14 protein-coding genes are annotated in these 12,585 nt (G+C 68.5%); 2 read left to right on the top strand and 12 right to left on the bottom strand.

Features of this window, described 5'->3' with window-relative positions; translation table 11 throughout:
• Positions 1-816, bottom strand: a complete 816-nt coding sequence (locus tag KXD96_RS04635) for an MlaE family ABC transporter permease (protein WP_396877965.1) — start codon at positions 814-816, stop codon at positions 1-3.
• Positions 817-1,061: 245 nt separating this feature from the next.
• On the bottom strand, positions 1,062-2,702 hold the full coding sequence (gene fadD5, locus KXD96_RS04630) for a fatty-acid--CoA ligase FadD5 (RefSeq protein ID WP_260743224.1): 1,641 nt from the start codon (positions 2,700-2,702) through the stop codon (positions 1,062-1,064).
• Between the two features lie 161 nt (positions 2,703-2,863).
• Here fadD5 and KXD96_RS04625 point away from each other — a divergent pair, with 161 nt between their 5' ends.
• Positions 2,864-3,556 (top strand): GntR family transcriptional regulator, encoded by a 693-nt coding sequence (locus KXD96_RS04625; RefSeq protein WP_260743223.1) that lies wholly within the window; start codon positions 2,864-2,866, stop codon positions 3,554-3,556.
• A gap of 40 nt (positions 3,557-3,596) precedes the next feature.
• Here the strand turns inward: KXD96_RS04625 and KXD96_RS04620 are convergent, their stop codons facing one another.
• Together KXD96_RS04620 and KXD96_RS04615 are read right to left on the bottom strand one after the other, a co-directional pair.
• On the bottom strand, positions 3,597-4,037 hold the full coding sequence (locus KXD96_RS04620; protein WP_260743222.1) for an SRPBCC family protein: 441 nt from the start codon (positions 4,035-4,037) through the stop codon (positions 3,597-3,599).
• 58 nt (positions 4,038-4,095) lie between these two features.
• Complete coding sequence (locus KXD96_RS04615) at positions 4,096-4,587, bottom strand: thioesterase family protein (RefSeq protein ID WP_396877962.1); 492 nt, start codon at positions 4,585-4,587, stop codon at positions 4,096-4,098.
• 14 nt (positions 4,588-4,601) lie between these two features.
• Here KXD96_RS04615 and KXD96_RS04610 point away from each other — a divergent pair, with 14 nt between their 5' ends.
• On the top strand, positions 4,602-5,711 hold the full coding sequence (locus KXD96_RS04610) for an alcohol dehydrogenase catalytic domain-containing protein (protein WP_260743220.1): 1,110 nt from the start codon (positions 4,602-4,604) through the stop codon (positions 5,709-5,711).
• Between the two features lie 3 nt (positions 5,712-5,714).
• On the opposite strand, the gene KXD96_RS04605 is transcribed toward KXD96_RS04610, so the two are convergent.
• The 8 genes from KXD96_RS04605 to KXD96_RS04570 all read right to left on the bottom strand — a co-directional run bounded on the left by KXD96_RS04605 (position 5,715) and on the right by KXD96_RS04570 (position 12,473).
• Positions 5,715-6,908 carry an enolase C-terminal domain-like protein gene (locus KXD96_RS04605; RefSeq protein WP_260743218.1) on the bottom strand — a complete coding sequence of 398 codons (1,194 nt, stop codon included), beginning with the start codon at positions 6,906-6,908 and terminating at the stop codon, positions 5,715-5,717.
• Positions 6,909-7,090: 182 nt separating this feature from the next.
• Positions 7,091-7,819: an SDR family NAD(P)-dependent oxidoreductase gene (locus tag KXD96_RS04600; protein WP_260743216.1), complete on the bottom strand. Its 729-nt coding sequence runs from the start codon at positions 7,817-7,819 to the stop codon at positions 7,091-7,093.
• Positions 7,816-8,214, bottom strand: a complete 399-nt coding sequence (locus KXD96_RS04595; RefSeq protein WP_260743215.1) for a nuclear transport factor 2 family protein — start codon at positions 8,212-8,214, stop codon at positions 7,816-7,818. The genes KXD96_RS04600 and KXD96_RS04595 overlap by 4 nt, the downstream gene beginning before the upstream one ends.
• A complete protein-coding gene (locus tag KXD96_RS04590; RefSeq protein ID WP_260745211.1) occupies positions 8,204-8,959 on the bottom strand; it encodes an HpcH/HpaI aldolase/citrate lyase family protein in 756 nt (251 codons plus the stop codon). The genes KXD96_RS04595 and KXD96_RS04590 overlap by 11 nt, the downstream gene beginning before the upstream one ends.
• A gap of 2 nt (positions 8,960-8,961) precedes the next feature.
• Positions 8,962-9,930, bottom strand: coding sequence for a zinc-binding dehydrogenase (locus tag KXD96_RS04585; protein WP_260743214.1), 969 nt, complete (start codon positions 9,928-9,930; stop codon positions 8,962-8,964).
• Position 9,931: 1 nt separating this feature from the next.
• A complete protein-coding gene (locus KXD96_RS04580) occupies positions 9,932-11,170 on the bottom strand; it encodes a cytochrome P450 (protein WP_260743212.1) in 1,239 nt (412 codons plus the stop codon).
• Entirely contained in the window at positions 11,170-11,874 is a 705-nt protein-coding gene (locus KXD96_RS04575) for an NIPSNAP family protein (protein ID WP_260743210.1), read from the bottom strand. The genes KXD96_RS04580 and KXD96_RS04575 overlap by 1 nt, the downstream gene beginning before the upstream one ends.
• Positions 11,874-12,473, bottom strand: a complete 600-nt coding sequence (locus tag KXD96_RS04570) for a hypothetical protein (RefSeq protein WP_260743208.1) — start codon at positions 12,471-12,473, stop codon at positions 11,874-11,876. Before KXD96_RS04570 ends, KXD96_RS04575 begins: the two co-directional genes overlap by 1 nt.
• Positions 12,474-12,585 lie beyond the last annotated feature (112 nt).

Below are 12,585 nucleotides of genomic sequence, written 5' to 3'. Positions count from 1 at the left end.
TCAGTGGCCCGTTCCGAATCGCACGCCGATGGTCGTCAGCACCACGTTGACCGCGTAGAGCGCGACGACGCACAGCACGACGGTCTCGTTGACGGCGGTGCCCAGTCCCTTCGAGCCGCCGCGCACGGTCAGCCCGCGGTAGCAGCCGACCAGCCCGGCGATCAGGCCGAACGTCGCGGCCTTGACGGTCGCGATGACCACCTCGGGCAGGCCGGTGATCGTGGTCAGGGTGGCCAGGTAGGCGCCGCCCGAGACGTTCTGCAGGTAGACGCCGAACAGGTAGCCGCCGACCAGGCCGACCGTGATCACCAGGCCGTTGAGCAGCGTGGCCACCAGGGTCGCGGCGATCACCCGGGGAACCACCAGCCGGTGGATCGGGTCGATGCCCAGCACCTCCATGGCGTCGATCTCTTCGCGGATGGTGCGGGCACCCAGGTCCGCGCATATCGCCGTCGACCCGGCGCCGGCCACCACGAGCACCGTGGTCAGCGGGCCGAGCTGCGTGACCGCACCGATCGCCGCACCGGCACCGGACAGGTCGGCGGCGCCGAACTGGGCCAGCAGCACGTTGAGCGTGAAGATCAACAGCACGGTCAGCGGGATCGAAACCATGATCGTCGGCAGGAACGCCACCCGCATGATGAACCAGCACTGCAGGACGAATTCGCGCCATTGGAACGGCCAGCGCAACAGCGCTTTCCCGGTCAGCACGCACATCCGGAAGAAACCCCCGATGAGCGTCAGCGGGGTCTGCAGTTGGTCGCGAAGGTAACCGACCAAATAGGGGCCCTGTCGACTCGCCGACGTTGAAGTCACCGCTGCCCCCTCCTGATACCGCGTGCCTCCCGGCACGGCGGCGGATCGTGCCGCACGCCTCTCCCCCTTGCCGTTACGCGGCCGGGGATGCCCCCGCTTCGCTCCGACCCAACGTGTGTGACCATCGGCTCCCTACTGACAAGTAGTAACGGAGACCACAGGAATGTACCCGATGGCCATTCACGTGTGAACTGCATCTGCACAATTAACCCTTCGTCAACAGCGGGCGAACGTTACAGTTTCCGTCAACTTTCCTCCGTGGCCGTGAATTCTCTTGTAGCGGAGCGGTTCTCGTCGAAATTTGCGATGCCGTAACGGATCCGCAGCTCGGTCTTGAGCACCTTGCCGGCGGGGTTGCGCGGCAGCGCATCGACGATCTCGAGCGCCTTGGGATGCTTGTAGCGCGCTAGCCGCTCGGTCAGGAATTCGTCTAGCTCTTCGAGCAGCAGCCGGTCGCCGGCCACCGCCGCGACCGCGATCGGCACCTCGCCCCACTTCTCGTGGGCCCGCCCAATGACCGCGACTTCCACGATGCTGGGATGGCTGGCCAGCACGTTCTCCACCTCGGCGCAGTAGATGTTCTCGCCACCCGAGATGATCATGTCCTTCTTGCGATCCACCACCCAGACGTAACCCTCCTCGTCCATCCGGACGAGGTCTCCGGAGTGGAACCAACCGCCGGCGAAGGCCTCCGCCGTGGCCTCCGGGTTGTTCCAGTAGCCGCTCATCAATGTTGGTGCGCGATAGACGATTTCGCCGACCTCACCGATCGGCACGTCGTTCATGTTCTCGTCGACCACGCGGGCGGCCACGGTCGGGATGACCTTGCCGACCGAGCCACGTTTGCGGATCGCGTCTTCGCCCAGCAGCATGCAGGTGACCGGCGACATCTCGGTCTGGCCGAAAGCGGCGAGGATGTGGGTTCCGGGAAACGTGGCCGACATCTCGCGCAGCAGAGCGTCGGGCGCCGGCGCGGCTCCCCACGACATCACTCGCAACCTGAGGTCGCGGGGCCGGGCTTGTTGCTCGGCGCAGACCGCCTGCCACTGCGCGGGCACCAGGAAGATGCCGGTGACCTTCTCTTCGGCGAGCACGTCGAGCAGTTGGCCGGGGTCGAACGCGCCGAGCGGGTAGATCACCGTGGGAGTTCCGAGCAGTATCCCGGTCAGCATGTTGCCGATGCCGGCGATGTGGAAGAACGGGACGCCGACGAAACCGACGTCGTTGTTGATGTCGGCGCCCGTGGTGTAGAGCGAGGTCATCGTCTGGCCGGTCAGGTTGGTGTGGGTCAGCACCGCGCCTTTCGGCCGGCCGGTGGTGCCCGAGGTGTACATGATCAACGCGGGCGAATCGTTCGGGATGTCGACGGGCTCGTGCGACTCCCCGGGCTCGTTGATCAGGTCTTCGTAGCCGAGCACGCGGTCGTCGCCTGCGCCGCCGGCCACGACGATCGTGCCCAGCAGTGGTTCGACGTCGCGAACCCCGGTGGCGACCGGGGCGAGCACCGATTCGGTGATGATCACGCGCGCTTCACAGTCTTGGACCAGGAACGCGATCTCGGCGGCCGTGAGCCGGAAGTTCAGCGGGACCGCGATGCCGCCGAGCATGTTGACCGCGAGCACCGACTCGACGAATTCGGTGCGGTTGAGCATCAGGATCATGACCCGATCGCCGACGCCGACTCCCCGACGGCTCAACGCATCGGCCAGCGCCGCGACCCGCTCCCGCAGTTGCCCCCACGTCACGGTCTGCCCGAGGAACCGCAGCGCCGGCGCGCCCGGCTGCATCAGAGCGTGCCGTTCGAGTTGGTTCACCCAGTTCTGCCGCCGGGCCAGGTACGGCTGCTCCGTCCCGTGCGTCAGATGGCTCGCTAGTTGCGCGGTCAACTCAACCCATCCCCTTCACTCGCGCACCGCTTGCGCCAGGTTGATATTTGATTAAACATGGTGTTGTCTGGGTCACACTATGGCCTCAAAGGCCCACTGACAAGCCCCGACGGCAGTTTCAAACCGACCTCCGTGACGCCCCGAAAGCCCTGGCAGCCCCCGTGAACGCACCGATATCCACGCGACTGAGGAGCCGACGGCCACTGCGCCGGGCGCAGTTGTCCGACGAGGTCGCGGGACACCTCCGGGGGGCGATCATGTCCGGGACCTTGCGCCCGGGAACGTTCATCCGCCTCGACGAGACCGCCGCCGAGCTGGGCGTCAGCGTCACGCCGGTGCGCGAAGCCCTGCTGAAGCTGCGCGGCGAGGGCATGGTGCAGCTCGAGCCGCACCGCGGTCACGTCGTGCTGCCGCTGACGCGGCAGGATGTCGAGGACATCTTCTGGCTGCAGGCCACCATCGCCAAGGAGCTGGCGGCCGCGGCCACCGACCACATCACCGACGCCGAGATCGACGAGCTGGAGCGCATCAACGAGGCGCTCGCCGCGACCGTCGGGTCCCGCGACGCCGAGACGATTGCGGGCATCGAGTTCGCCTTCCATCGGGTCTTCAATCAGGCGAGCGGGCGGATCAAGCTGGCCTGGTTCCTGCTCAACGCCGCGCGCTACATGCCGGTGCTGGTGTACGCCGCCGATCCGCAATGGGGCGCGGCCGCCGTCGACAATCACCGGCAGCTGATCGCGGCGCTGCGCCGGCGCGACGCCGCCGCGGTCATCGAACACACCGTGTGGCAGTTCACCGATGCGGCCGCCCGGCTGAACGAGATGCGCGACCGCATGGGGATATTCGACTAGGCGATCGCAAGCGGGTCGCCGCCATCAGGGCTGACCCGGCCTAGCCGGCGGCCAGCTGCTCGGCACGCCGCTTGAGGCTTTCAGCGAGATGGTCCAGGACGTTGTTGAGGAGCTGCTTCACCATCGGCGCGGGAACCGGCATCGAGGGCTCGACGTCCAGATCCACGGTCAGCAAGCTCGACGTGCCCATCTCCACCACGCTGAACAGCTGCTCCTGCTTGGTGAACAGGTCACCCTGCTGCATAACGGTCTGGATCTGGTTTTCCCCCGGGTAGTACACGGCCTGGATGAACATGCTCTGCATGCCTTGGTAGTCGGTATCGAGCCGCAGCTGGCTGGGACGTCCGTCGTCGTAGCGGGCGAGCACCCAGAGGCCCTTGATCTCCTCGTTCCACTCCGGGTAGGCCTCGAAGTCGGCGACGATAGTCATGATCAAGGCGGCGTCGGCGCTGACCTCGACGGTCTTGCTCATAACGGGCATTGGCGAAGCATAGCCGGGTGGGGCGAGCGAAAGCCGCGGCGCCGCGGGCGATCTGGTGCTACCGGTCCACCCGCGCCGTCGACAGCAGCGAGCGGACGGCGTCGGGTATGGGCACCGACTTGCGACTGTCCCGGTCGACGTACACGTGCACCCAGTGGCCCAGCGCGGTGATGGGCGCGGCCTCTTCTGCCCGCGCCGCGCGGAAGACGCCGAGCCGGTAGGTGGCGCTGCTGCGGCCCAGCCGGGTCACCGCCAGACCCACCACGAGGCCCTCGGGGAAATGCAGCTCCGAGAAGTACCGGCAGCCCGACTCGGCGACGATGCCGAGTGCCGGGGTGGTGAGCGGGTCCAGCCCGGTGCTGGTGTTGATCCAGGCGTTGATGGCGGTGTCGAACAACTGGTAGTACACGGCGTTGTTCAGGTGGCCGAACATGTCGTTGTCGGCCCACCGGGTCTCCACCGGCCACAACACCGGGAAGTCGTCGCTGGTGAGTCCGCCCGGTGCCGGCGGTACCACCGGAGCCGGCGAGACCGGGGGTTCCGAAGCCATGGTTGTATTCCAGCATGGTTCAGATTCGGGGGGCCGTGCTGGACCGGATCGGTCTGGCCCGCCCGTACGCCGAGTCCCGGCCGATCCGCGTCGTCGAACTCGACCTGGACCCGCCCGGCAGCGATGAACTGATGATCCGCATCGAGGCGGCCGGGGTGTGCCACTCCGACCTGTCGGTGGTCGACGGCAACCGGGTGCGTCCGGTGCCGATGCTGCTCGGTCATGAGGCGGCCGGAATCGTCGAGCAGGTCGGTGCGGGCGTCGCAGACCTCGCCATCGGTCAGCGGGTGGTGCTGGTGTTCTTGCCGCGGTGCGGTCATTGCGCGGCGTGCGCGACCGAGGGCCTGACGCCGTGCGAGGCGGGCAGCGCGGCCAACGCCGCCGGGACCCTGTTGGGCGGCGACATCCGGCTCAGCCAAGCCGGCCACCCGGTCCATCACCACCTCGGGGTTTCGGGCTTCGCGACGCACGCGGTAGTCAACCGGGCCAGCGCGGTTCCGGTGCCACCGGACGTGCCGCCCGAAGTCGCCGCGCTGCTGGGCTGCGCGGTGTTGACCGGTGGGGGTGCGGTGCTCAACGTCGGCGATCCGCGACCGGGCCAGACGGTCGCCGTCGTCGGCCTGGGCGGTGTCGGCATGGCGGCGGTGCTCACGGCGCTCACCTACGACGCCGTGCGCGTCGTCGCGGTCGACCAATTGCCCGAGAAGCTGGCCGCCGCGCGCACCCGGGGCGCGCACGAGGCGTACACACCGCAGCAGGCCGTCGACGGCGGCGTGAAGGCCGCCGTGGTCATCGAGGCCGCCGGTCATCCCGCCGCCCTCGAGACGGCCATCGCCCTGACCGCGCCGGGCGGCCGCACGATCACCGTCGGACTGCCGCCACCGGACGCGCGAATCACCCTGTCCCCGTTGGGTTTCGTCGCGGAAGGACGGTCGCTGATCGGCAGTTACCTGGGCTCGGCGGTGCCCAGCCGCGACATCCCCCGGTTCGTCGCACTGTGGCAGTCGGGCCGGTTGCCGGTGGAATCGCTGGTCTCGTCCTCGATCCGGCTGGACGAGATCAACGAGGCGATGGACCACCTGGCCGACGGCACCGCCGTGCGGCAGCTCATCGGGTTCGACTAGCCGCTATCTCGGGTGCAGAGGCGCGACGGGTTCCACCACCGCGTCCGGCAGGCGGTGAGTTTCGATGTAATCCCAACGGATTTCGTAGCCCAGGCCGGGTGCCGACGGTATGTCGACGAATCCGTCCGGGGTGAGCGGGTCGCACGGGGCCTTCAGATACGGCGGTGCCGCGCCATAGCGAGCCCCCGGCCCGAGCAGGCCGCGCTCGTAGTATTCGCAGACGTCGTCGCTGGTGGCGCCCAGCACCTGCAGGTTGCCGAAGCCGCTCATGTGTAGCTCGCAGCGCATGCCGACCGCCTCGCACATCCCGGCCAGCTTCATCACCCCGGTGATGCCGCCGCGCAGGACGTCGATGCGGCTGATGTCGGAGGCATGGCGCAGGATCCAGTCCGCCCGGGTGTAGATCCCGCCCTCGGCGATCTCGGGCGAGCAGATCGGAATGTCGAGTTCGTCGGCGAGCCGCCGGTAGGCCTCCACCCGGTACTCCGGCATCGGGTGCTCGTACCAGTAGAAGCCCAGCCGCTGAAGCTCGCGGCCGACCCGCAGCGCCTCCTCGTAGGTGTGGTAGGTGCCCCACGGGTCGAACATCAGCACCATGTCGTCGCCCACCGCGGCCCGAACCTCGCGGCACACCCGGAGATCCCAGTCCACATAGGACGGCCGCGGCAGGGCGAACTGACCTGTCGCGGGGTTCCAGTAGTGGTAGGGGTGAATCTTGTAGGCGCCGTATCCCGCACGCTTGCACTCGGCGGCGTGGGCGGCGTACTCCTCGGGCGATCCCAGGTTGTTGTAACTACTGGCGTAGGCCTTGACCCGGCCCCGGGCACCGCCCAGCAATTTGTGGACGGGCAGCCCGGCGACTCGGCCAGCCAGGTCCCACGGGGCCAGATCGATGACGCTGCAGACGTTTTCGGGCAGCTTCGCCGCCCACAGTTGCCGCCAGATCTCCGCCCGGTCGAGCGGATCCTGGCCGGCGAGCAGCGGGCTCAAAAATTGGGTGATGATCGCCTGGTCCCCGGGCAGCAGGCCGTCCTGGTCCCCGTGGAAATGACCGCCGAAGTAGTAGCCCTCGATCCCCTCGTCGGTCAGCACCTTGGTCACGGTCTGGACCACGCGGTAGTCGGTCATCAGCTGGCCGAACGAGATTCGGTCGACGAACGTCTCGAACGGCACGACCTGCACGCCGGTGATCTTCATGGCAGCCCATTCTGCCGACGGCCCCGGCGCTCAGAGTAGGGGCCGAAGGTCCCGCGCCCGGCTCGTTCAGGGCACGCCGCACGGTGTGCGTCTGCAGGTGCCCCAGACGTCGTCTTCCCCGGCCAAGACGGTGAAATCCCGAAAACCAGCCCGCGACAGCGGGATTTCGAGGGCCGGACCCGTCATCGGATCTGGACGCATTGGCCGCCGTCGACGACCAGTTCGGAACCGGTGATGAACGATGCCTGCTCGGAGACCAGGAACGCGACCGCGTCGGCGACCTCGCGTGGCTGGCCGATCCGCCCGAAGGCCGACGACGCGGCGAGCCGCAGCTGGGTCGCATCATCGAGCATCGGGGTCGCGATCGGTCCGGGGAATACGGCGTTGACCCGGATGCCGAATGGGGCCAGTTCGGCGGCCGCGTTCTGAGTCAGTCCGCGAAGGGCCCACTTCGCCGAACCGTAGGCGGCGTGGTGCGGGAAGGGACGGATGGCCCCGGTGCTGCAGATGTTGACGATGGCGGGCTGACTCGCCGCGCGCAGGTGTTCCAGGGTCGTCCGAATGCCCAGGAACGCGCCGAGACAATTGACCCGCCAGGAGCTTTCGAATCCCTCGGCGGTCTCGTCGGCCAGCGAGGCGCGGTGCAGCACGCCGGCGTTGTTGACCAGGGTGGTCAGGGCCCCGAATCGGCCGGTCACGGTGTGCACGGCCGACTCCCACAGTGATTGCGAGGTGACGTCGAGTTCGATCGCGATCACCCCGTCGTCGCTCAATTCGCCAACCAGGGCGTTCAATTCGTCGGTGCGCCGATCGCATGCGGCCACCGAATAGCCTTCCGCACGTAGCCTTTTGGCGATCGCCCAGCCCTGCCCGCCGGCCGCGCCGGTCACCAGTGCGACGCGTGGATTCATGATGACGTGACCTCGGGGGTGTCGGACAGGCCGTGGCTGGTGACGAACTGGCACCGCCGTCGTCGAAAACGCCACTGCCCGTCGGTGCGGACGAATTCGTCGTCGTAGAGGGCGGGGCGCAGGTGCAGGTCGCCCGCCCGCACGAACAGCACCTGCGACCGGGCGGTCGCCGTGGCGTCGCCGACGTCGATCCGGGAGGCTCCGGTCAGGTGCAGCCCGCGCGGGGCATCCCGGAACATCTTCCCGATGCCCTCGCGTCCGGCGAATGACCGCCCGTAGACCCTGAATTCGGCGTCCGGGGCGAACAGCGCCAGGCAGTCGTCGATGTCACCCGCGTCGAGCGCGAGGGCGTAACCGACGAGCAGTTCGCGGATGGCGGCCCGATCATCCGTCATTGTTTGCCTCACGCAGGTGCTCGGCGGCTCCCCGAAACAGGGCCTGGGATTCGGCCACCAGGGTGATCATCGAAAGCCCCAGCTTCGCCATGGCGCGCCCCGTCGTAGTGTCCCCGGCGTGGATGCCGGTCACCAGCCCGGCCGCGGTGGCCGCGCGGTGCGTTTGCACGATGGCATCCAGGACTGCCGGATGTTTGGCCGCGCCAACCACATCCACGCCGAGCGAGAGGGCCAAATCGGCGGGCCCGACGTAGAGCCCGGCGAGCCCGTCGACGGCGCAGATCTCGTCGAGGCCGGACAGGGCCCCAGCCGTCTCGATCATCGCGAACACGCTCACCCGGGACTCCAGCGCGGCGGTGTCGCGGCCCAGGCTGGCGCGCAACGGGCCGAAGCTGCGGATGCCCGCGGGCTGGTAGCGGGTGGCGGCCACCGCCGCGGCGGCCTGGTCCGCCGACTCGATCATGGCGATGACGACGGCGTCGGCGCCGGCGTCCAGCACCCGCCCGATCGGTGCCGCGTCGGCGTTGGGCAGCCGCACCACGGTGCCGATCGGCAGGTGCTCGATCCGGCGCAACATGCCGGCGATGTCGGCGTCGTCGAGGTAGCCGTGCTGGGCGTCGAAACCTACGTAGTCGTAACCGGCCCGGGCGAATTCCTCCGGCCCGAGCAGCGTGGGACCGGTGATCCAGCCGCCCCATATCGGGCCGCCCCGGTTCAGCGCCCGCTGTAGGTTGCTTTCCGGCACGTTCACTGTCCGATCGCGATCTTGACGCGCTCCGGGGCCGGGCGGCAGGCCAAGTCGAATGCGCCCTGCACGTCGTCGATGCCGAACGTGTGCGTCAGGTAGGTGCCGAGCAGCTCGGGATGTTGGGCGGCGAACTTGCCGGCGAGCTCCAGCACGCGCCGCCGGTCCAGTGTCACACCGGATTTCAGCGTCAGGTTGTTGCGCAGCATGGCCCGCATGCTGATGGGATACGTGTCGTCGTCGGCGACGCCGAAGTAGAAGACCGTGCCGCCGGGCGCGGTGGCGTCGATCGCGTGGCCGAGCGTGGCGACCTGGTGACCGACGGCCTCGATGACGACGTCGGCGCGGTCGCCGGCCGCAAGCTGGCTCACCCACCGGTCGCTGGTGGCACGCACCGGGTCGTCGACGCCGAATGCGGTTGCCAGGCTTGACCGGTCGACGGGGTCGACGCCGGTGACGCGCCGCGCACCGGCGGCCTTGGCGACGTAGGAGAACAGCAGGCCGATCGAGCCCTGGCCGATGATCGCCACGTGCCTGCCGGCGAGGTCCGGCAGCTGCTCGCAGGCATACAGGACACACGCCAGTGGTTGCAGGCCGACCGCCTGCACCGGGGTCAGCGCCGCATCGTACGGCGCCAGGCCGTCGCCGTCGCTCACCACGCGCTCCATCATCCCGTCGAACCCGGAGGCCCAGCCGACAACGCGGTCCCCGGGACGGTGCTCGGGATGCCGGCTCGCGATCACCTCGCCGGCGACTTCGTGAATGGGGAAGCCGTCCTTTTCGGCCGCGCTGGCTCCGTCGTCGCCCGGAAGGCGGCCGCGGGCACCGCGGAAGGCCGGCAGATCGCTACCGCAAACGCCGGCCGCCAGGAACCGCAGCAGGACCTGGCCGTCGGCGAGGCACTCCGGTGTCTTCTCCGGAATCGTTGTCCGCTCGAAGAGGTAGGGGGCGACGATCCGGTATGACCACATGTCAGACCTCCACCGGGATGGTGTTCCATCCCCATTGGAAGCTGGAGGGCAGCCGCCTGGCGGCCTCGGCCTGGATCGCGTACTCGGGCACCCTGCGCAGCCATTCCTGCAGCAGCACGGTGACTTCCAGCCTGGCGAGGTGGTAGCCGATGCAAAAATGTTGGCCGCGGCCGAAGGCCAGCGAGCGGCGGATGGGCCTGTCCCAGATGAATTCGTCGGGTTCGGGGTATTCCCGCTCGTCTCGGCTGGCCGAGGCGAGCAGGGTGATGACACGCTGGCCGGGCCGGATCGTCTCACCGTGAATGGTGAAGGGCTTCCGCGCGGTTCGGGCGAACCATTGCGCCGGCGCGCAGAACCGGATCATCTCCTCGCGCGCGATGGGCACGTTGTTGGCCGGGTCGGCGCGCACGGCGGCCATCTGGTCGGGCCGCCGGGCGAGCTCCCACAGCCCGTGGGCGACGATCTTGGGCACCGTTTCGGTGCCACCGATGAAGATGCAGAGCATCTGGGTGGCGACTTCCACGTCGTCCAGCGGGCTGCCGTCGGGCAGGCGGTAGCCGAGCAGGCCGTCGACGACGGGGAGCGGTTGCCCGGACTGGTCGGCGCGGCGACGCCGCACCGCCGGCAGCAGGTATTCGAAATAGTTGGGCCGCGCTTCGGCGGTGTCCACCCCGACGCCGGGCTCGGCGAGGCTGCCGGCGTTGACCGCGCCCAGCACATGCGGTGCGAGATCGGCTGGGATGCCCAGTAATTCGCATACGACGGACGCCACGACGATGCCACCGTAGTCCTGAGTCAGGTCGAACGAGCCCCGCGGCAGCAGCTCGTCGAGGCGCTCGTTGGCCAGCTCGCGGATTCTGGCCTCCCACCCGGTGACGGCCCTGGGGCGCAGCGGCTGGGAGTGCGCGCGCCGGATCTGTCCGTACAGATCGGTGTCGAACACCGCGTGGAACGGCAGGGGGTGCAGCGGCGGGTCGTCGACCGGGCCGGTGTTGTGCTTGGCCAGGACCGAGGCCGCCGGCAGGGTCCCTTCCGACGCCACGAATGTCCCGTCGTTGACTTCCAGCACCTGCCAGATGTCCTCGAAGCGGGACAGGGCGTACGTGTCCCACTGCGGCATGTAGTAGACGGGATGGTCGTCGCGCAGGATGCGGTAGTACGGCAGCGGATTCGCCATCACCTGCGCGTCGAAGGGGTCGTAGGCGAAGGCGGTGGGGTTCACGGGTTCTCGCTGCCCCATCACTGCAGCGGCGAGGGCGGTAGGGCCTGCAGGATGGAGTCTTCCCAACCGTCGCGCAGGGCGGGCGCCACGCTCATCCAGGTGACGATCTCCGCTGGCGGGCTTTCCTTCCACGACGGGTAGTGGTTGGCGAAGCATTCCCAGCCACCGTCCAGTGCCCAGTAGTGGATGACCTCGTTGTAGCGGAAGGTCGTGGTGAACGAGCCCAGCCAGCGTTTGCCCGTGCGCTCCGACCACGGCACGTAGAGGCGCTCCAGCTCGCGGATGTAGTCGTCTTGACGCCCCGGCTTGGTCTGCATGATCTCCTGAATCACCAGCGGCGCAGTGAAATTGGCCTCGCGCAGCTGGGCGAGCGTCTTGTTGCTGGGCCCGGGGTACATGATTCGGCCCTCCCCCGCGGCGCCGATGTCGGCCAGGAAGGCCGACCATTTGCCGGCCAGGGCCTCGTGACTGCCGCCGCGGGCCTGGGCGGCCCCGATGCGCGCGTAGTCGGCGAAGCCGTCGATCTCCCAGATGATCGTCACCTGCGGCCAGTGACCGTTGTAGGGGGTGGTCTCCCAGATCGCGAACAGCCGCGCGCCGAGCTCGTCCATCATCGGCAGGTAGGTGTCGGAGAAGACCTCGCTGAAGCGGTCGCTTCGCCCGGAGCCCAGCGAGATCGTCTCGTGCAGATAGAGCAGCGTGTGCCGGTAGTACTTCTTCATCAGTCGAGCCGGACCAGCCCCGAGTCATCGCGCCCGCAGGTCGCCAAGTCACAGAGCAATGTCTCGGTGGAATAGACCGTGGCACAATCGATCCCGGCCGCCGCCAACGCATGTCCCTTGAACCTGCGCGCGGCCGCGCTGAGGGCGTACTGCGCACGGGCCACCCCGCGGTCAACCCGTAGGGGCCATCCGGAAGGCACCTGACCCCACAACGCGACTTCGGTCAGCCGGTCGTCCAGCGACCTGAGGACGCGATCACGCACTCGCGCGTCCGCGGTGAACGCCTCGGCGCTCACCGCCAGGCTCTCGCTAGTCGAGCCGGGGTCCGCGGCGGCCGCGGCGAAATATTCCTCCAGGTCCCGCGCCTGCACGCCGAGGATCCGCAGAGATCGGGCATCGCTGCCATCGGGCAGCAGCACGGTCACCTGCCAACCGGCCATCGCCCGGTCGTAGAGCCAACCCCCCGCCGATCGGACGACGTCGGGAGCGCTCACCGCGATGACGTCGAGCCGGTATCGCAGACAATCGGGGTCTGCATGGCTTGCCCGGGCGGGCTTGACCCGTCCGCCTTGGCTGATGTCGAACGTTGACGTGACCATTCAATCCGTTCCTCACCGCCGCACCGAAAGCGGGCATTGGCGCTTACCGCAACGCTTGTCCTGGGCTGGGAGCCGCGTCGGGCGGCTCACCGGACAGCGTGACACTTGGGAC

The sequence above is a fragment of the Mycobacterium sp. SMC-2 genome (assembly GCF_025263485.1).
In the GTDB taxonomy this organism is placed as follows: Bacteria; Actinomycetota; Actinomycetes; order Mycobacteriales; family Mycobacteriaceae; genus Mycobacterium.
Note: the sequence above shows the minus strand (reverse complement) of the source record. Positions and strands in the feature narration are given on the sequence as shown.